The 18,148-nt window shown below is 72.1% G+C and carries 18 protein-coding genes; 9 read left to right on the forward strand and 9 right to left on the reverse strand.

Translation table 11 applies throughout. The annotated features are described in order from the left end of the window. Positions 1-173 precede the first annotated feature (173 nt). From KSK32_RS24045 to KSK32_RS24060, 4 genes are all read right to left on the reverse strand, one after another. Positions 174-1,127, reverse strand: coding sequence for a nitroreductase family protein (locus KSK32_RS24045; protein WP_216933233.1), 954 nt, complete (start codon positions 1,125-1,127; stop codon positions 174-176). After that, positions 1,124-1,693 (reverse strand): SRPBCC family protein, encoded by a 570-nt coding sequence (locus tag KSK32_RS24050; protein ID WP_216933234.1) that lies wholly within the window; start codon positions 1,691-1,693, stop codon positions 1,124-1,126. Before KSK32_RS24050 ends, KSK32_RS24045 begins: the two co-directional genes overlap by 4 nt. Before the next feature lie 40 nt (positions 1,694-1,733). After that, positions 1,734-4,298 (reverse strand): bifunctional acetaldehyde-CoA/alcohol dehydrogenase, encoded by a 2,565-nt coding sequence (adhE, locus tag KSK32_RS24055; RefSeq protein ID WP_216933235.1) that lies wholly within the window; start codon positions 4,296-4,298, stop codon positions 1,734-1,736. A gap of 517 nt (positions 4,299-4,815) precedes the next feature. After that, on the reverse strand, positions 4,816-5,079 hold the full coding sequence (locus KSK32_RS24060; protein WP_254187166.1) for a hypothetical protein: 264 nt from the start codon (positions 5,077-5,079) through the stop codon (positions 4,816-4,818). Between the two features lie 132 nt (positions 5,080-5,211). Between KSK32_RS24060 and KSK32_RS24065 the strand changes: the two genes are divergently transcribed. From KSK32_RS24065 to KSK32_RS24095, 7 genes are all read left to right on the forward strand, one after another. After that, a complete protein-coding gene (locus KSK32_RS24065) occupies positions 5,212-5,790 on the forward strand; it encodes a hypothetical protein (RefSeq protein WP_216933236.1) in 579 nt (192 codons plus the stop codon). Position 5,791: 1 nt separating this feature from the next. Continuing rightward, the gene (locus KSK32_RS24070; protein WP_216933237.1) at positions 5,792-6,397 is read left to right on the forward strand and encodes a copper resistance CopC family protein; all 606 of its coding nucleotides are present in this window, start codon (positions 5,792-5,794) and stop codon (positions 6,395-6,397) included. 158 nt (positions 6,398-6,555) lie between these two features. Next, a complete protein-coding gene (locus KSK32_RS24075) occupies positions 6,556-7,905 on the forward strand; it encodes a cytochrome P450 (protein ID WP_216933238.1) in 1,350 nt (449 codons plus the stop codon). 100 nt (positions 7,906-8,005) lie between these two features. After that, positions 8,006-9,409 (forward strand): MFS transporter, encoded by a 1,404-nt coding sequence (locus KSK32_RS24080; protein ID WP_254187167.1) that lies wholly within the window; start codon positions 8,006-8,008, stop codon positions 9,407-9,409. Next, the gene (locus KSK32_RS24085) at positions 9,406-10,155 is read left to right on the forward strand and encodes an SDR family NAD(P)-dependent oxidoreductase (RefSeq protein WP_216933240.1); all 750 of its coding nucleotides are present in this window, start codon (positions 9,406-9,408) and stop codon (positions 10,153-10,155) included. Before KSK32_RS24080 ends, KSK32_RS24085 begins: the two co-directional genes overlap by 4 nt. 215 nt (positions 10,156-10,370) lie before the next feature. Continuing rightward, on the forward strand, positions 10,371-11,780 hold the full coding sequence (locus KSK32_RS24090) for a peroxidase family protein (protein WP_254187168.1): 1,410 nt from the start codon (positions 10,371-10,373) through the stop codon (positions 11,778-11,780). A gap of 127 nt (positions 11,781-11,907) precedes the next feature. Further along, complete coding sequence (locus KSK32_RS24095) at positions 11,908-12,291, forward strand: VOC family protein (protein ID WP_013285662.1); 384 nt, start codon at positions 11,908-11,910, stop codon at positions 12,289-12,291. Between the two features lie 77 nt (positions 12,292-12,368). Here KSK32_RS24095 and KSK32_RS24100 read toward each other — a convergent pair whose 3' ends face one another. Then, entirely contained in the window at positions 12,369-13,400 is a 1,032-nt protein-coding gene (locus tag KSK32_RS24100) for a hypothetical protein (protein ID WP_216933242.1), read from the reverse strand. Between the two features lie 14 nt (positions 13,401-13,414). Next, entirely contained in the window at positions 13,415-14,059 is a 645-nt protein-coding gene (locus KSK32_RS24105; RefSeq protein WP_216933243.1) for a hypothetical protein, read from the reverse strand. 293 nt (positions 14,060-14,352) lie between these two features. Here KSK32_RS24105 and KSK32_RS24110 point away from each other — a divergent pair, with 293 nt between their 5' ends. After that, entirely contained in the window at positions 14,353-14,973 is a 621-nt protein-coding gene (locus tag KSK32_RS24110; protein ID WP_216933244.1) for a nuclear transport factor 2 family protein, read from the forward strand. A 55-nt stretch (positions 14,974-15,028) separates the two neighbouring features. On the opposite strand, the gene KSK32_RS24115 is transcribed toward KSK32_RS24110, so the two are convergent. After that, positions 15,029-15,634 (reverse strand): PadR family transcriptional regulator, encoded by a 606-nt coding sequence (locus tag KSK32_RS24115; RefSeq protein ID WP_216933245.1) that lies wholly within the window; start codon positions 15,632-15,634, stop codon positions 15,029-15,031. 132 nt (positions 15,635-15,766) lie between these two features. On the opposite strand from KSK32_RS24115, the gene KSK32_RS24120 reads away from it, so the two are divergent. Next, positions 15,767-16,621 (forward strand): SRPBCC domain-containing protein, encoded by an 855-nt coding sequence (locus KSK32_RS24120; protein ID WP_216933246.1) that lies wholly within the window; start codon positions 15,767-15,769, stop codon positions 16,619-16,621. Between the two features lie 46 nt (positions 16,622-16,667). Here KSK32_RS24120 and KSK32_RS24125 read toward each other — a convergent pair whose 3' ends face one another. Both KSK32_RS24125 and KSK32_RS24130 read right to left on the reverse strand, forming a co-directional pair. Beyond that, positions 16,668-17,486, reverse strand: a complete 819-nt coding sequence (locus KSK32_RS24125; RefSeq protein ID WP_216933247.1) for a class I SAM-dependent methyltransferase — start codon at positions 17,484-17,486, stop codon at positions 16,668-16,670. Further along, positions 17,483-18,037: a nitroreductase family protein gene (locus KSK32_RS24130; RefSeq protein ID WP_289256380.1), complete on the reverse strand. Its 555-nt coding sequence runs from the start codon at positions 18,035-18,037 to the stop codon at positions 17,483-17,485. Before KSK32_RS24130 ends, KSK32_RS24125 begins: the two co-directional genes overlap by 4 nt. Between the last annotated feature and the right edge of the window lie 111 nt (positions 18,038-18,148).

The following is an 18,148-nucleotide window of genomic DNA, read 5'->3' on the forward strand; positions in this document are numbered from 1 at the left end:
GGGCCCACGTTAGGCGCAGCCGACGTGGGCCGCCCGGGCCGCAAGCCGGAGGCCGAAAGGACTTTCGGCCTCCGGTTCCGGGACCTCCGGCGCCGCGATCCGGCTGAGCACCCGGGCCGGCGGGCCGGGGTGACCACCTCGGTACGCCCCCGCGCGCCAGGATCCCGGGATGATCACTGGTCGCTCTCCGTGAGGACTTCGGACAGTGGCCGGCGCGGTGTCACGGCGGCCGGCGGTCCGTAGCCGACCCGGATGATCATCTGTGCCCAACGGCCGGCACTGGTGTCGGTGAGCAGTTCGCGGATCGCCGGAACCTCGATCGGCTGGCTGATGGGCGTGGTGGCCAGCCGCAGCCGGGTGGCCGCCAGCAGGACGTGCTGCAACGCCTGACCGGCGCGGACCCAGTCGTCCGGGCCGTCACCGGCCGTCGCGAGCACGGCGATCGTCGGGTGCGCCTCGAAGAACTCGTTCGTCCGCCAGGGTTGCGGGTGAACGAGGCCGAAGTCCCGGATCGGCATCCGTTCGAGGGCGTCCCACGGTCCGACGGCGGCCGGTGGGACGCCGTCGTGGCGACCTGGTGCGGGCCTCGTCCAGCGGCTCAGCTCGGCTCGGTAGCGGCCCTTCGCCCGCAGGTGGCGCTCGGCCTGGTGTCCGAGCGCCAGAATCGCGTTGCGGGTGGCCGGGCCGGCGATCGTGAGTGCCGCGCCCTGGTCCGCGGCGGCCGTTCTCAGCTCCTCGATCGCGTCGGCGGACACCGCCGCGTCGGCGAACGGCAGACGATTGGTGTGGCGCCGGGCGATCGCCTCGGCCAGCGTCGTCACGCTCTCCGGCGGTGGGTCTTCGCGGTCGAGCAGCACCCGGGCCACCAGTTCGGACGAATCCGGTTCCGGGAAGAGGACGTACGTCGTCCGCCATGCCTGCGCCCGCAGAGCCAGCCGCAGGGTGAACAGGGCCGCACCGACACTGATCAGGAGTTCGCGCCCGGAGGAGTCCAGCGCGTCGAGCCGGCGGCTGCGGTCCGCGTACACCCGCACTTCCCGGCCGGTGACCCGGAAACGCCATGGCTGGCTGTTGTGCAGCGAGGGGGCGAGTGTCGCCGCCTCCACGCACCGGGCGAGCATGTTCATGGCGTGCCTTCCGCGCGCTGCTTGATACCCAGCAGCATCCGACGCTCCATGATCAGGCTGCCCGGTTCCATCACCAGGCGGTACGCGGTCCGACCCGGCCCCGGACGGTGCGCCAGGGCGATCCGGTTGCGGCTGATCAGCCGGGTGCCCGTCGGCTTCGGCTGCAGGTGGAAGCCCCACACCCAGGTGCCGTCGGCGGACCGGAACACCAGCGCCCGCTGCGGGTCGAGGACCTCGACCCGCATGGCGGGCCCGTTCTTGCCGAGCGGTAGCCCGTCGCCGACGGCGAGGTGCTGGAACTGCGGCAGGATCTCGTCGGCGCTGTGCATGTCGAGCCCGAGCAGGTTCTCGATCCAGTCGTAGGTGTAGGCACCACCGCGACCGCTGCCCATCTGCACGAGCCAGGGCCACACCGCCTCGGGCGGGGCGTCGACGGTGACTGCCCGGGTGGAGACGATGTCCGGGCCGGCGAGGAGTTCGTCGCCGGGCAGCGTGGCCTCCACCTCGGCTGCCGTGGCTCCCCACGTGAGCCACCGCCCGTGCCGTCGGAGCACTGTCCCCTTCATGGCCTCTCCTTCCTGAGCGAGAGCGGCTCTCCCGGCCGAGTCAGCCGGCGTCGGCCGGTCCGTAGTACGCGGCGCGCATCAGTTCCTGCATGTCGCCGAGCATCGGCATCCGGGGGTTGGCCGGTGCGCACTGGTCCTCGTACGCGTTCAGCGCCTGCTGCGGCAGCGCCGCGAGGAAGGCCGGCTCGTCGACACCGACCGCTGCGAACGACGGTTCGATGCCGACCTCGTCGCGCAGGCGTTCGATCGCCGTCGCCAGAGCCTCGACCGCTTCGGCGTCGGTCGCCGCGTGCAGCCCGAGGGTGCGGGCGATGTCGGCGAAGCGTTGCGGCGCCCGGTAGCTCTCGTACTTGGGCCAGCCGGTGAGCTTGCTCGGCACGGCGCCGTTGTACCGGATGACGTGCGGGAGCAGGATCGCGTTGGTGCGCCCGTGTGCGATGTGGAACGTGGCCCCCAGGGTGTGCGACATGGCGTGGACGATGCCGAGAAAGGCGCTGCCGAACGCCATGCCGGCGATCGTCCCCGCGTTGTGCATCTTCTCGCGGGCCTGCGGGTCCGCGGCGCCCAGGTGGACGGCCCGGGCGAGATTGCCGAAGATGAGCCGGACGGCGTGCAGGGCCAGACCGTCGGTGAAGTCGCTGGCATAGACCGACACGTACGACTCGATCGCGTGGGTGAGCGCGTCGAAGCCGCTGTCCGCGGTGACCACCGGCGGCAGGTCGGCGGCCAGGACCGGGTCGACGATCGCCACGCTCGGCGTGAGAGCGTAGTCGGCGAGCGGGTACTTCTTGCCGGACGCGGTGTCGGTGATGACGGCGAACGGGGTGACCTCGGCACCGGTGCCGGAGGTGGTCGGGATGCAGACGAGCTGGGCCAGCGCGCCGAGGGTGGGGAACTTGAAGGCGCGTTTGCGGATGTCGAAGAACTTCTCCCGCAGGTCGGCGAAGACCACCTCGGGGTGCTCGTAGCGCAGCCACATCACCTTGGCGGCGTCCATCGCCGAACCCCCGCCGAGCGCGATGATGGTGTCCGGGCGGAACGAGCGCATCGACTCGGCGCCCCGGTCGACCGTGCGCACGCTGGGCTCCGGCTCGACGTCGTCGATGATCTGCAGGGCCACCTGCTCGCGGCGGCGGTGCAGCACGGACAGCACGCGGTCCACGTATCCCAGCTTGGTCATGGTGTGGTCGGTCACCACGGTGACCCGGTGCATGTCGGGCATGTCAGCGAGGTAGCGGATCGCGTTCGGCTCGAAGTAGATCTTCGGCGGAACCTTGAACCACTGCAGGTTGTTCGTACGCCGGGCGACCCGCTTGATGTTGATGAGGTCGACAGCGGTGACGTTGTGCGACACCGAGTTGCGGCCGTAGCTTCCGCAGCCCAGCGTCAGCGACGGCAGGAAGGCGTTGTACATGTCGCCGATGCCGCCCTGCGAAGCCGGTGCGTTCCAGATGATCCGGACGGCCTTGACCCGGCGGCCGTACGCCTCGGCCAGAGCGGCGTCCCGCGTGTGGATGACGGCGCTGTGGCCCAGACCGTCGAACTCGACCATCTGCTCGGCATGTCCGAAGGCCTGATCGTGACCGGTGGCGGGCAGCAGGGCGAGCACCGGGCAGAGCTTCTCCCGGGTCAGCGGCTCGGCCGGGCCGACCCGGTCGACCGGAGCCAGGATGATCGAGGTGTTCGGGGCGACCGCGAAACCGGCGTGTTCGGCGATCCACGTCGCCGATTGCCCGACCACGTTCGGGTTGAGCTTGCCGGAGCCGAAGAGCAGCTGCTCCAGCAGCGACTTCTCCTCCGGCGTCGCGACGTGGGTGTGCAGTCGCCGGAACTCGGCGAGGGCGGCCGGCCGGATCGCGTCGTCGATGATGACCGCCTGCTCGGAGGCGCAGATCATGCCGTTGTCGAACGACTTGGACAGCACCACGTCGTTGACCGCACGAGCCAGGTCGGCCGAGGCCTCGATGTATGCGGGGACGTTGCCGGGGCCGACGCCGAGCGCCGGTTTGCCGGTGGAGTAGGCGGCTCGGACCATCGCGTTGCCGCCGGTAGCCAGGACCACCGAGACACCGGGATGCTGCATCAGTTCGTTCGTCGCGGCTACCGACGGTTCCTCGATCCACTGGACGCAGTGTTCCGGGGCGCCGGCGGCGACGGCGGCGTCGCGGACCGTGCGGGCCGCCTCCGCGCTGCAGCGTTGCGCCGCCGGATGGAAGGCGAAGATCACCGGGTTGCGGGTCTTGAGCGCCAGCAGCGCCTTGAAGATGGTGGTCGAGGTCGGGTTGGTCACCGGCGTCACCGCGGCCACCACCCCGACCGGCTCGGCGATCTGGGTGATCCCCGAGATGTCGTCCTGGGCGATCACCCCGACGGTGCGGATGTCGGCCATGTGGTTGGTGACGTGTTCACAGGCGAAGATGTTCTTCACCGCCTTGTCCTCGAACACGCCGCGGCCGGTCTCCTCGACCGCCAGCATCGCGAGTTCGGCGTGCCGGCCGAGCGCGGCCACCGAGGCCTTCTTCACGATCTCGTCGATCTGCTCCTGACCGTATGAGTCGTAGCCGGCCAACGCCTTGAGACCGTTCTCGACCAGGGTCCCGATCATGCTTCCGCCCTCCGTCGGTCCGTCACATCGAACATAGGCATCCGGCGATCGATGCCGGCATGGCCGATGGGCCTGCGAGGACGGGACCACCGGCCCGCGCCCGTACCCGGCGGCCGCCTTCGCCGTGGCGGGAGACGACCGGGCCGATGAGGTCCGGCTCGGCCTGTTCGGCGGGCGGATGAGCCGGCCCGGGCGCCGGTCACCTGACGGCGTCCGGCACGTGACCCGCCGCCGGCGCCTCCTGCTCGCGTTCAGCCTGCGGCGACGTCGCCGAGTTCGTGATCGCCGGCACCGCAAAGGGCTTCGACCAGGCGGACGCCCGGCGGATCTTCGACCGGTTGCACCGCGGTGCGGGCACCGAAGCCGCCGCTCCGGCCTGGGGCTGGCCCTGCTCCGAGGGGCCGTCACGAGCCGTCACGGCACGATCGAGGCCGAGGGCCGGACGGGGCGGGACGCCCGCCTCACGGTGCGCCTCCCGTGAGACGGTCAGCGGTCACCACGGGCAGGGCCTCGCGGATCAGGAACCTTCGGGTGTGGCAGCTCGGTGCCGGTACGTGAGCGCCGGGTCGTGGAACCCGTTCTCCGGCCTGCCTGGCCCGCCGCCGGGCGGCCCGAGGTGCAGGATCGCGGTCGGAGCATCGGCCATGTCCCCACCGGCCGGCAGCCGGGTCGCCGGGGGAGCGGCTTGATCCGCCAACCCGCTCGGTGCGTTCCTCCGCCGCACCATCACCAGCGCGAGCGCGCCCAGGCCGGCGGCGACCAGGCCGCCCAGGAGGAACATCGACGTACTGCCGCCCTCGCCGCCGCGGGACGGACCGCAAGCGGGGAGAGGTTCCGGACCGGGGTTCGCTCCTACCGTCGAAGCCGTCCGACCGCTACGGCCCCGCCGTCAGCGCCGATCCCCGGAGGCCCGATGTCCGACCGTCCCCGGCGGCTCCAGCCGGTGAGCTCCACGTCGCTCGACACGACGTTGAACACCAGTTGGCACCGCGCCGCGATCACCGTGTTCACGTTCGTCGTGCTGGCCCACTGGGCCGAGCACCTCGTCCAGGCCGCGCAGATCTGGATCCTGGGCTGGAGCCGGCCCGACGCCCGTGGTCTGCTGGGCATGCCCTTCCCGTGGCTGATCGAGTCGGAGTGGCTGCACTACGGATACGCCCTGGTGATGCTCGCCGGCTTCTGGCTGCTGCGGGACGGCTTCGTCGGCCGCGCCCGGCTCTGGTGGGGCATCGCCCTCGGCGTTCAGGTGTGGCACCACCTGGAGCACCTGCTGCTGCTCGTGCAGTCCCTCACCGGGCAGTACCTGCTGGGCCGCCCGGTGCCGACCAGTCTCGCCCAGGTCGTGTTCCCGCGGGTCGAGCTGCACCTGTTCTACAACGCCGTGGTCTTCGCGCCGATGGTGATCGCGATCGGTCTGCACCTGCGTCCGACGTGGCGCGAGCGGGCCCTGATGCGGTGCAGCTGTCGTCGTCCCGCTCCCGCGGGGGCGTGACGTGCCCGTCCCCGCCGCCCGGCCGCTGCGCGTGGGCCGGGCGGCCGGTGCGGCGGTGGCGGCGCTCGCGCTCGGCGTACCGCTGTTGAGCGTCCTGTCGGCCGCTGCCCCGGCCCGGATGGTCTCCGCGGCGCCCGCGGACCGGGCGGTCGTCGACCGGCCGCCGTCCTCGGTCACGCTCACCTTCGACCGTCCGCCGGCCGGCTCCGGGACGCACCTCTCGGTCGCCGCGCCCGGTGTCGCGCCGCAGGCCGGCCGGCCGGTCGTCCGCGGACGCCAGGTCAGCATCGCCGTGCCGCCGGCCGGTGAGGGGACGTACCTGGTGGCCTACCACGCCGAGTTCGGCGCCGGTCGTGAGCTGGCCGGCACGATCCGGTTCGACGTACGCGGGGACGCGTCGCCGGCCGTTGCCGGCGAGCGGCCCGACCTGCCGGTCGGGATCGATGCGGCGGCGGACGGGCACTCGCACGGTGCGTCGGCCGAGCCGTGGGTGCTCGTGCTGCTCGGGGCCGACCTGCTGGTGCTGCTGGTCGTCGGCCTGCGGCTGCTCCACCGCCGGCGACGGGACGACCCCCGGCAGGTGAGCGGCGCGCCGGGGTTGCACTGACTGATAGTCATACTCCACTATGACTGTTAGTCATAGAGGGCGTCGGGCGGCGACGGGTTTCGTGCACTGCCGTCCCGCCGGCTGATCGCCGCTCGCCCGCGGTGCATCCCGGCCGGCGCTGCCAGCCGGGTGGGGCGCGAACCGCCGGGGAGGATCCGATGGTCGCCGCAGACAGGACGAAGTCAGAGGTGCCGGTGCTGCCCGGCCGGTTGCCCATAGCCGGGCACGCACCGCTGCTGATGAGCCAGGGACTCCGGCTGATGGAGCGCGCCCGGGACACCGCCCCGGTGGTCCGGATCTACCTCGGCCGCAAACCGGTCTACGTGGTCAACGACGCCGATCTGCTGCGCCGCGTGCTGGTCACCGACGCCTCGGCCTTCGCCGGCAAGGGCCCCCTGGTCGAGAAGGCGAAGCTCGTGCTCGGCAACGGCATCTCGTGCTCGACCGGCGACTTCAACCACCGTCAGCGCCGTCTCATGCAGCCCGCTTTCCACAAGGAACGCGTCGCGGGTTACGTCGACGTCATGCGCGCCATCGCCGGCGAGCGGATCGCCGGCTGGCGCGACGGCGACCGGGTCGTGATGGAACAGGAGATGCGCGAGATCGCCCTCACCGTCGCGGCGAAGGCGCTGTTCGCCTCCGACATCGGTCGTGAGGCGGTCGAGGAGTTCCGCACGTCGATCCCGATCGCGGTCAGCGGCGTGGCCGTCCGCACCATGATGCCGGCCCTCGCGGCCCTTCCCACCCCGGGCAACCGCCGCTTCGACCAGGCACTGCTCCGGCTGCATCAGATCATCGACCGGATGATCCAGGCGTACCGGCGCGACGGTGTCGACCACGGCGACGTGCTGTCGATGCTGCTCGCGGCCCGGGACGAGGAGACCGGCGAGCCGATGCCGGACCTTCAGATCCACGCCGAGGTGATGACCATCGCCACCGCCGCGACCGAGACCACGAACGGTGCCCTGGTCTGGGCGGCGTACGAGCTGGGCCAGCGGGAGGACGTCGAGCGCCGGCTGCACGAGGAGCTGACCGACGTGCTCAGCGACCGGCCCGTCACCGCGGCCGACCTGCCGAAGCTCGAGTACACCCGGCGTTTCCTCACCGAGGTGCTGCGGCTGTACGCGATGTGGGTGCTGACCCGACAGACGACCCGAGCCGTCGAACTCGGCGGGTTCACCCTGCCGGCCGGCGCGACCATCATGTTCAGCCCGCAGGCGATCCACCGCGACCCACGGATCTACCGCGATCCGCTTCGCTTCGACCCGGACCGGTGGCTGCCGGAGCGGGCGGCAGAGGTGCCCCGCAACGCGTTCCTGCCGTTCGGTTCCGGCCGCTACATCTGCATCGGCGAGCAGTTCGCCATGACCGAGATGCTCGTCGTCTTCGCCACGCTCGTCCGGCGGCTGCGCCTGCGGCCCGTGCCCGGCCACGTCGTGAAGCCGTCGGTCGCCAAGGGCGGCCTGCCCAACAGCCTGCCCATGGTCGTCGAGTCACGTCACACGTGAGACCTCGTGCATCAACCCAGGAGGAGACATGGCCGTTGCGGCCGATGAAACCCGTTCACCACTACGCCGGCGTTGGTGGGCGCTGACACTGCTCTGCTTCATGCAGTTCATGCTGGTGGTGGACGACACGGTGGTGAACGTCGCGCTGCCGTCGATCCGCGAGGACCTCGGCTACTCCGCCACCGGACTGGCCTGGGTGGTGAACGGTTACCTGCTGGCCTTCGGCGGGCTGATCCTGCTCGGCGGACGGGCCGGGGACCTGGTCGGGCACCGTCGGGTGTTCCTCGCCGGTGTGGCTGTCTTCGCCGTGGCGTCACTCGCGTGCGGCGTCGCGCAGGAGCCCTGGCAGCTGGTGGCGGCACGGTTCCTGCAGGGCGTCGGCGGCGCGCTGGCCTCACCGACCGCGCTCGCCCTGATCACCCTGATCTTCGCGGAGGGCGCGGAGCGGGCCAAGGCGATCGGCCTCTGGGGCGGTATCGCCGCCCTCGGCGGCATCGTCGGCTACGTGCTGTCCGGTCTGCTCACCGACCTGGTCTCCTGGCGGCTGGTCTTCCTGATCAACCTGCCGGTGGCGGTCGTCGTGCTCGCGCTGGTGCCTGCGCTGGTCCCGTCCGCCGCGACGGCCGCTCGCCAACGGGTCGACATCCCGGGGGCCGTCACCGCCACGGTCGGCCTCGCCGCCCTGGTGTTCGCGCTGCTGGAGGCGCCCGCCGCCGGCTGGGGCAGCCCTCGCGCGCTCGTCCCGGTGGCGGTGGCCGTGGTGCTGCTCGCGGCGTTCGTGCTCCAGGAACGCAGGGTCACGTACCCGCTCGTACCGTTGCGGTTCTTCGCCAACCGCACGCGCAGCGCGGCGAACGGCACCATGATGCTCTTCACCACCGGCCTGTTCGCGATGTTCTTCCTGCTCACCCTGCACGTCCAGGAGCGCCTGGGCTGGTCGCCGCTGCAGACCGGCCTGGCGTACGTGCCAATGGCCGCGTGCCTGCTGATCGGCATCTCGCTCTCGCAGCGCCTGGTCGGGCGTCTCGGCCCCCGGCCGGTGCTGCTCCTGGGACCGCTGCTCACCGCGGCCGGACTGCTCTACCTGTCCTGGATCGACGGGACCGAACGGTACCTGCCGGACATCCTGCCGGGCATGGTGCTCGTCGCCCTGGGCGCCGGGCTCGCCGTGCCGGTCCTCGCCACCGCCGCGATGTCCGCGACCACCGCCGAGGACGCCGGGCTCGGCTCGGGGATGCTCACCGTCGCCCAGCAGATCGGCGGTGCCGTCGGCCTCGCGCTGCTGGTCAGTCTCGCGGGGCTGAGGTCGCGGCAGATGATCTCCGACGGCGCCGGCGCGGACGCCGCCGCCATCGGCGGCACGGTGCTCGCCTTCCAGGTCGCAGCTGCGATCCTCGTCGCCGCCGCGCTGCTCACGCTCGTCATCCGGCCGCCGCGACCCGCCGCCGCCTCGCCGGACCAGACCGACAGCCCGGACCACACGTCGATCGGAGTGCCGTCATGAAACGTCTCGAGGGAAGAGTAGCGCTGGTCACCGGTTCGACCTCCGGCATCGGCCGGGCCATCGCCGCGGGGTACGCCGCCGAGGGCGCCACGGTGGTGGTGCACGGCCGGGACAAGGAGCGCGCCGACGCCGTGGTCGAGCGGATCTCGGCTGCCGGGGGCCGGGCCGAGGCGATCCTCGCGGACCTGTCCCGGCCCGGGGAGGCCGGCCGGCTGGTGCGGGCGGTGCTCGACGGCCACGGCGGGATCGACGTCGTCGTGAACAACGCCGGCGTGATGAGCATGGGCACCGCCGGCCAGGTGACCGAGGAGAACGTCGACGAGGTCCTGGCGATCAACTTCAAGGCGCCGCTGTTCGTCACCCGGGCTGCTCTGCCGTCCCTCGTGGAGCGCGGCGGCTCGGTTGTCAACGTGACCACCGCGGGGGCCCACCGGGGGTCTCCGGGCGGTGCGGTGTACGCCGCCGCGAAGGCGGCGCTGCACATGCTGACGGTGAGCTGGGCCGCCGAGTTCGCGCCGCAGGGCGTACGGGTCAACGAGTTGATCCCCGGGGCGACCCGGACGCCGATGATGGAGCCGCTCCTGCAGGCCCCCGAGGTCCAGGCCATGCTGGCCCAGCGGATCCCGATCGGCCGGGTGGCGGAGCCGGAGGACCTGGTCGGCGCGGCCGTCTTCCTCGCCTCGGCCGAGGCGAGCTACGTGACCGGCGCGGTGCTCGCCGTGGACGGCGGCTTCCTCGCCGGCTGAGCGTCCGGACGCGTACCCGGCTCCGTGGCGGATCCGCAAGACGGGAGAAGAACCCGGCACCCGACGGTGGCTATCAATGGCGAAGGGGCGCGACACCTGGTCGCGCCCCTTCGCATCAGCCTCATGAAGGGACTGCCATGCGCCACGGCGTCACTCAGCACCGCGGCCTCCACGTTCCCCCGGGGAACACCGCACAGCACGGCCGGTTCGGCCGGATGTTCCCCAACCTTCCGCCCCGTCGACCGACCGGCCTGCCGCTGGCCGAGGAGTACGGACTTCCGGGCGGGCGGTTGGACGCGGGGGAGATCACTCCGGACAAGCTCGGCCCGGTCGACACCGGCTTCGTCTACCTCGCCCAGTTCATCGACCACAACATCACCTTCGACCCCACCACCGTCCTGAACCAGCAGGTCGACCCGGAGGCCATCCAGGCGTTCCGGCCGCCGCGGCTCGACCTCGACGCGCTCTACGGCGCCGGGCCGACCGTCGACCCCTACCTCTACGACCAGGCGTCGCACGGCACCAAACTGGTGCTCGGGCCGGGCGGCACCGACTTCGCGCGAACCTCCGAGGGGGTGCCGCTGATCGGGGATCCGCGCAACGACGAGAACATGCTGATCGCCCACATCCACCTCGCGTTCATCAAGTTCCACAACCGCGTGGTGGACGGGCTGGCCGACGGCAGCCTCACCGACGCGGTCGGCGACCGGGTCCGGTCACGGCCGGCGGCACCGGGTGACGCGCCGGCCGGTCGGCTCGACGACCTTCTCTCCCTCGACAACTACTACAACGAACTCACGTACAAGGCGCAGCAACTGGTCCGCTGGCACTTCCAGTGGATCGTGGTGCACGAGTACCTGCCGCTCTTCGTCGGGCAGCACGTCGTCGACGACATCTTCGAGAACGGTCTGCGTTTCTACGATCCCCGTCCGGTGCCGTACATCCCGGTGGAGTTCGCGGTCGCCGCGTTCCGGGTGATGCACTCGACGATCCTGCCCCGCTACCAGGTGAACGACAGGTTCAGCGCGCCGCTGTTCCCGGCCGACCGGAACGCGCCCCCGAGCCCGCGGGCGGACCTGCGGGGCGGGCGGATCCTGCCGGAGCACTCGATCGACTGGTCGCTGTTCTTCCGGACCGACCCGAACCGGGTACCGCAGCGGGCCAAGGCGTTCGGCGCCTCGCTCACGTCGGCGCTGCTCAACCTTCCGGTGAGCGCGGTGCCGGGTGCGAAGGAAGGCGCGCTGGCGAAGTCGCTCGGCTCGCTGGCGGTGCGGAACATGCTGCGGAGCGAGGCGCAGCAGTTGCCGTCGGGCCAGGACGTCGCGCGCGCCATGGGGGAGGTGCCGCTCTCCGACGAGCTGCTGGACTTCGACGGTCCCGCCTACCTCTGGTACTACATCCTGAAGGAGGCGGAGGTGCTCACCGGTGGGCACCGGCTCGGTCCGGTCGGCGGACGGCTCGTGGCGGAGGTGCTGCTGGGGATCCTGAAGGGAGACCCGATGTCGTACTGCTCCGCCTACCCGGCCTGGCGGCCGACGCTGGCCGGTCAGAACGGTGTCTTCGGCATGGTCGAACTGCTCCGGTTCGCCGGTCTGGTGCCGGCCGGGCGCGGCTCCGGAGATTGACGGCCCGCCCGCCCGTGTCCGGCTGGCGTGGATCGTGTGTCTCGTGCACTATGACTTTCAGTCATAGTGCACGAGACGTGAGCGCCCGGCCCCGGCGGGTGCGGGGCGGATCAGACGGAGGTTCCCTGTGGAACGTGTGACGGGCATCGGTGGTCTCTTCTTCCGGGTCAAGGACCCGACGGCGATGACGAAGTGGTATGTCGACCACCTCGGCCTCACGCCACCGCCCACTCCGGACGAGGACCGGGACTGGTGGCAGGAACAGGGCCCCACCGTCTTCGCGCCGTACGGCGCCGACGTCGAGGAGGAGACCGGGCAGGCGGTACGGCTCAACTTCCGCGTCCGGGACATGGCGGCGATGCTCGCGCAACTGCGCGCCGCCGGCGTCGAGGTCAGCCCCGAGCCCGAGGACTATCCGGAAGGCCGGTTCGGCTGGGCGATCGACCCCGAAGGCAACCGGATCGAGCTGTGGGAGCCGGCTCCCGACCGGCTCAAGCCGCCGACGGGCTGACCGTCGGCGGACACGACGACGGGGTGGGGCCGGCGAAGGCCCCACCCCTGTTTCGACCTCGGATCAGGCCGCCCGCCTCACGGCGAGGGCGGGGAGGTCCGGTAGAGCCGGTTCGGAGTGTCGTCGAGGAAGTCGCGCGGGTCCAGCCGGAAGCCCGTGAAGCGGTAGGGGACGATCCGGTGTTCCTCGCCCGCCGTCCGCGGCTCGACGTGCTGCCGCAGCGCGTACCACAGGCTGACGTCGTTCTCCTCGCCCACCGAGGCGCCGGTCTCGGCCGCGTACCTCGAGGTCAGGACGCTGTCGTCGGTGCCGACCTCGTAGCCGTCGTCCAGGTTGCCCCGGTAGGGAGCGACCCAGAGGTCGGCGCTGCTGGTGCGGCCGTCCGGGCCGATGTTCGACCCCGGCAGCAGCTCGTAGGAACGGAGCAGGCCGTTGGGCTTGGGCTCGTCGCTCGCCACCCGCAGCCGGGAGCCCGGCTCCAGGGTGTGGGCGCCACGCGTCACGTTCTGCCACTGGGTCGCGGTGGACCCGCCCCGGGTGCCGAGCTGGACGGTGTTCCCACCGATCGTCGCCACGTCCGGGTCGAGCCGGTAGTAGTGGTGATGGGTGTGCGGCAGACCGGCCACCGGGCCGGCGGCCGGCCGCCCGCCGACACCCACCGAAGCGGCGATGACACCGTCCTCGAAGAGCTCCCAGCGGTGCACGTACTGGTAGTCGCCGGCCTGGAACTTCGCCCAGAAGGCGACCTTCGCCGGCTCGATGCCGCTCGGGCCGTACCGCTCGACGTGGACCGCGCCGGTCGGATTGGCGGCGGCGTCGTACTGACTGTCGTTGGTGGCGATCGCCGTCGGGGGCAGGTCGCTCCCGGCCGCGTTGGGTGCCGTGGGCAGCAGCGGCACCAGGGGCGAGCCGCCGCCCCGGGCACCGAGGCCGTTCTTGGTCACGCCGTGCGTCGGGCCGTGGTCGACCAGGGTGAAGGCCAGCTCGCCCCGGAACAGGACGGGTCGGCCGTCGAAGTGGGCGTGGGCGAGCCGCAGCCCGGTGCCCTGCATCGTGTTGATCGAGTATCCGAAGGTCCAGTTGGCGTGGGTGATGTAACCGCCAGGCATTGGTTGTCTCCTCGTCAGTTGTGGGGAGCCTGGGTCTGCGGCCCCGACGCGGTGGCCCGCGCCTCGTCGGTCGAGACGACCTCACGGGTGCTCAGGTCGACCGCCGCCTGCCCGACCCGGGCCGGCGCGTCGCCGCGGGACCAGAAGTAGAGCTGGAAGAGCCGGTGGCCGAAGCGGGGGTTGTCCTCGATCTGGGCCGCCCGGGCCGGCAGGGCCACCATGTCGACCGCGCCGCGGGCGCGCAGCGCCTCGTACCGGTCGTCGGCCACGACCAGCTCGTACGCCTCGTCCCGCTCCTCCGCGGTCAACGCGGGCTGGATGCCCGGCCGTTCGACGATCGCCTCCACCACGCCGGCCCGCAGGTCCAGCACGGCGATGATGAGGACGCTGCGGTCGTAGTCGTAGATGACCGCCTCGGCGAGCCGGACCGAGACCTGGGCGTCGGCGACCTTCTGCTCCTCCTCGCGGAACTCGATGTCGATCAGCCGGTGCCGGTTGCCGCCCAGACGCTCGGCGACCAGGGGGTCGGCGTCGATGGCGGCGGCCACCCGGTCCTTGATCTGGCCGAGCAGGTCGAGGAAGACGGAGGTGGAACCAGGCTGGTCCTGGACCAGTTCGAGAAGTTGGCTGACTTCGTGGGAATGCAGCAGTGCGGGCATTCTGTCCTTCCTCACAGTTGTGCGGCCGTGGGCGGGCGCTTCCCCAGGAAGATCGGCGGGGCCGCTCCTCAGCCGACTTGAAGAATCGTTTACCGATCTCCGTTCGGAGACGTGGCACACCGATCTCCATCCATTGGTAGGTGCGCACCGTCCGGGCGGCTTCTTCCCCCTTGCTGCGCAGCCGTCCGCCGGACGTCCGCTACCGGCCCGCGGAACGCGGCAAGCTGCGAGAAGTGCGATGACCGCGGCGGCCGTACGAATGGAGGAGCGGTACCGCAGAATAGGAGAGCCACGTGAATGACCTGCGCGTGTTCGGCGAACAACTCCGGACGTTGCTGAGTGGTCTGCTGGGATTCGGGGACCCGGTCGCACCGGAGCGCAACAGCCGACTCATCCACCAGATTTTCGAGTGGTACAACCAGGGTGATCTCGACTCCATCGTGGAGAGTGTCACCGACGACTTCGAACTGCACGACGTGCCGGCCGGGCAGATCTACCGCGGGCCGGACGGACTGCGCCGCTGGTTCTCGATCTCCAAGACCGCGCTGCCCGAGGCGCGGCTGTTCATCACCAACCTGATCGCCGACGGCGAGAAGGTGGCCAGTGAGCACGCCGGTGGAGGTCTGCAGACCGGCCCGCTGGAGGTGCCGGGCGGCACCGTCCCGCCGACCAACCGGCTGGTGAAGGCCGAGGTGGCCGAGACCTTCGAGTTCCGCGACGGGCGGATCTTCCGGTGGCGGGTCTACTACGACGGTGCGGCGCTCGCCGCGCAGCTGCTGGGGCCCGAGGCGGGCGGACCCTCCGCGCCCGCCGGGGGCCCGGCCGCTGCGCCGCCGACGCCGGGCACCACCGGCTCGTCCGCCGGTGCGGCGGCCTCCCGGCCGGCACCGGGCGGCGCATCCGCGCGGGACTGACGCCGGATCCGCCGGGGCCCGTCCGTCCGGACGGGCCCCGGTCGCGCGCCCGGTCTCAGTGGTCCGGCGGTCCCGGCGGGGCAGGGGCTCCGACCGCCGGCGGGCGGAGACGTTCGAGTTCGGCCAGCACCGCTTCGACCGCTGCGGTCTCCGCGGCGTAGTAGGCCTGGCCCCACACGGCCACCAGATGCGGGTACTGGAAGTCGGGCAGCAGCCCACGCCCGACCTCGCCCAGGTCGGCGCGCTGCTCCCGGAGCCAGGACAGGTAGCCGTGCAGCGCGCGGTGGAGTTCCTCCGGGTCCGCCTGGTGGCCGAAGAACAGGCGCAGCATCACGCTGTGCTTGATCACCGGCGGATCCACCTCGTCCCTGCTCAGCCAGGCCCGCAGGGCCGCCACCCCGGCGTCGGTGATCCGGTAGTACCGCTTGGTCTGCGAGCCGCGCTGCGTCTCCTGCCGCTCGCTGATGTAGCCCTGGGCCAGCAGCCGGCGCAGCTCGCTGTAGACCTGGCTCTGCGCCGGGCTCCAGTAGAAGAAGCGCATGTTCATGGACCACTTGCGCAGGTCGTAACCGGTCAGTTCGCGCCCGAAGGAGAGCAGACCGAGAACCGCGTACGCGGTGGCCGGCAGGCCGGGCGCCCCGGGGCGGGGGTGATCTGCCACGATGTCCTCCTTGCGGTGGGCGGCTGCGGCTTCCACTATGACTATTAGTCCTAGTGCGGCGCTCGGCGGGATGCGAAGTTTGCCGGAGGATCCTCCCACCTCGTGCCGGACCGCTCGGTGGAGGGAGCTGCCATGGCACCGGCACGTCTGACGGTGTGCACGACCGTGAACGCCCGCCGGTCGGCCGTCTACGCCGCGCTGACCGATCACCAGGCGTTGTCCGGCTGGTTCGCCGAACGGGTGGAGGCGCAGCCCGACGCGGGCTGCGTCCGTACCGATGGAAGCTTCACCCCGAGATGGGCCAGCGGCGCCCTGCGGACGATCGATGCGCAACCGGGTCGGCGGCTCGCGCTCTGCTGGGAGGCCGGGGTCGATTCGCCGGTCGAGATCGAGCTGGTGTCCGTGCCGACCGGGCGCACCGGCGTCCGGCTCGTCCAGTGGTCGCCTCCGGGCGGCGGTCCCGACGACCCCTCCGCCCTGGACTTCTGGTGCCTGGCCGCGGGTAACCTCGCCAACCATCTGGAGGGCCGCCCGGTCGTCCGGCACGACTTCGCGCGGCCCCGGCGCGGCACGGCCCGGGCGGAGGCGACCCTGGCCGTCCCGGCCCGGCGGGTGTACGCGGCGCTGACGGTGCCGGCGGAGCTGGATCGGTGGATCGCCGCCAGCGCGTCGGTGTCGCCCGAAGTCGGCGGCCGGTACGACTTCGGCTGGGGGGACGACCTCGGCCCCCGGTCCATCGTCGACCTGGAGCCCTCCCGGTCGCTGGCGTACACCTGGCGGGAGCGCGGGCACCGGGACAGCGTCGTGCGATGGACGCTGCGTCCCTGCGGGCGCGGCACCACCGTGCGAGTGCAGCACGACCTGGGCGGCCGCCCGGCCGACCGGCACCAGATCGGCTGGGAGAACTTCCTCATCGACCTGCAACGGATGCTCGCCTCCGGCCAGGACTGGCAGCGCAGCGTGTGGCAGGACGAGCCGGTCGGCTGACACGGCACGGGCGACGGTCCGCGCCGCCCGCCCCGCACGGCGGGGGTCACCCCGGGCCGGATTCCGGGGACGTCCGGGTCGCGCTCACCGCCCAGAACCGGGACCGGCCCGCACGCAGGTCGGCCTGCGCGGTGCGGATCAGCGCGAGGAGCTGGTCGGCGGCGGCGGGCGGGAGGTGGTGCAGCACCTCGTGGCGCCGCCGGATCAGGGTCAGTTGCGCCGTGCGCAGCGCCTCCGCCGCCCCGTCCGTGATGTCGACCGACCGCGGTCCGCCGAAGCCGGCCTGCCGCAGCCGGACCTCCAGCCCGTTCGGGGCGGCGGCGCGGGGCCGACCGGGACGATGGTGGACCAGCTCGCCGAGCAGGATCCGTCCCCCGGGGCGCGCCGCGAGGGCGGCCTGACGCAGCACGGCCGCCAGGTCGTCCCCGATGCGGGCCGGTTGGACCACCAGCACCCGGTCGAAGGGCGGGCCGGAGGTGCCCTCCGGCGGGGATCCGGTGATCCGCACGCGCGCGGCGACGTCGGGCGGCAACGCCCGGGCGCGGCGGCGGGCGTGACCACGCCGGACCGGGTCCGGCTCCACCGCGGTCACCGCACAGCCCACCCCCAGGGCGAGGTACCGGGCCGTCTCCCCGCCGTCGGTGCCGAGGTGCAGGACGCGGTCCGAGGTGTGCAGCGGCAGCTCCTCGACCGCACGGTCGAGAAGCGCCGGACCGGCGTACGACCCGAACTCCCAGCCCTGGTGGGCGGGCCCGTACCAGATCAGCCGCCACAGGCCGTCGGTGGCCCAGTCACCGGGCCACGCCGGCGCGCGGGCAGCCGTGGTGGCGGTGGCCGGTACGGCGGGGTCGGGCACGGCGGTCACGAGGTCCCCTCTCCGTCCGCAGGCGCGCCCGGGCTTCCGGTGAGGACGATGTCGGCCAGCGGCAGCCGGGAGCGGGGCAGGGGAGTCCGGGAGGGGTCGGCAATGGCCCGCCCCACGGCGAGTACGACGAACGGCTCGAACTCCGCCGGTACCGCGAACGCCGCCGCCAGGGCACGACGGCGGAATCCGCCGAGCTGCACGGCGTGCCAGCCGGTGGCCCGTGCCTGCACGCTGAGCCGGGCGACCGCGAGGCCCAGCTCGTACTCGGTGCCGATCAGCGGAGCGCCGTCGACGCCGAGGACCTGACGCAGGGCCAGGATCAGCGCCCCGGCGTCGCCGGCGATCGCACGGTTCGCCGGGGTGAGCGCGCCGTGCATCTCCTGGAAGGTGCGGTCGCCGTTGCGCCCGACGACGAAGCGCCAGGGCTGCCGGTTCCAGCTGGAGGCGGTCCACCGGGCGGCCTCCAGCAGTCCCGCCAACCGGGTCCACGGCAGCGCCGACCCGTCGAAGATCTGCGTGCCGGCCGGCGTGGTGAGTAACGGATGAACCACGCCGTTCACCGCCGAAATTCCATTCACGCGCGGAGATCCCTCCCTGGTCGGCCGGCCGGACCCCCGGCGGTTCCGCACCATTCAAGGTCGCCGGACAACGGCGTTCCACTC

Source organism: Micromonospora sp. WMMB482 (assembly GCF_019038635.1).
Taxonomy (GTDB): domain Bacteria; phylum Actinomycetota; class Actinomycetes; order Mycobacteriales; family Micromonosporaceae; genus Micromonospora; species Micromonospora marina.

Excerpts from the sequence above, each read along its gene's own strand:
- KSK32_RS24065 (WP_216933236.1), top strand. The coding sequence starts at position 5,212 with ATGTCCGACCGTCCCCGGCGGCTCCAGCCGGTGAGCTCCACGTCGCTC.
- KSK32_RS24100 (WP_216933242.1), bottom strand. The coding sequence starts at position 13,400 with ATGCCTGGCGGTTACATCACCCACGCCAACTGGACCTTCGGATACTCG.
- KSK32_RS24050 (WP_216933234.1), bottom strand. The coding sequence starts at position 1,693 with ATGAAGGGGACAGTGCTCCGACGGCACGGGCGGTGGCTCACGTGGGGA.
- KSK32_RS24045 (WP_216933233.1), bottom strand. The coding sequence starts at position 1,127 with ATGAACATGCTCGCCCGGTGCGTGGAGGCGGCGACACTCGCCCCCTCG.
- adhE (WP_216933235.1), bottom strand. The coding sequence starts at position 4,298 with ATGATCGGGACCCTGGTCGAGAACGGTCTCAAGGCGTTGGCCGGCTAC.
- KSK32_RS24105 (WP_216933243.1), bottom strand. The coding sequence starts at position 14,059 with ATGCCCGCACTGCTGCATTCCCACGAAGTCAGCCAACTTCTCGAACTG.
- KSK32_RS24080 (WP_254187167.1), top strand. The coding sequence starts at position 8,006 with ATGCAGTTCATGCTGGTGGTGGACGACACGGTGGTGAACGTCGCGCTG.
- KSK32_RS24075 (WP_216933238.1), top strand. The coding sequence starts at position 6,556 with ATGGTCGCCGCAGACAGGACGAAGTCAGAGGTGCCGGTGCTGCCCGGC.
- KSK32_RS24060 (WP_254187166.1), bottom strand. The coding sequence starts at position 5,079 with ATGTTCCTCCTGGGCGGCCTGGTCGCCGCCGGCCTGGGCGCGCTCGCG.
- KSK32_RS24120 (WP_216933246.1), top strand. The coding sequence starts at position 15,767 with ATGGCACCGGCACGTCTGACGGTGTGCACGACCGTGAACGCCCGCCGG.
- KSK32_RS24090 (WP_254187168.1), top strand. The coding sequence starts at position 10,371 with ATGTTCCCCAACCTTCCGCCCCGTCGACCGACCGGCCTGCCGCTGGCC.
- KSK32_RS24085 (WP_216933240.1), top strand. The coding sequence starts at position 9,406 with ATGAAACGTCTCGAGGGAAGAGTAGCGCTGGTCACCGGTTCGACCTCC.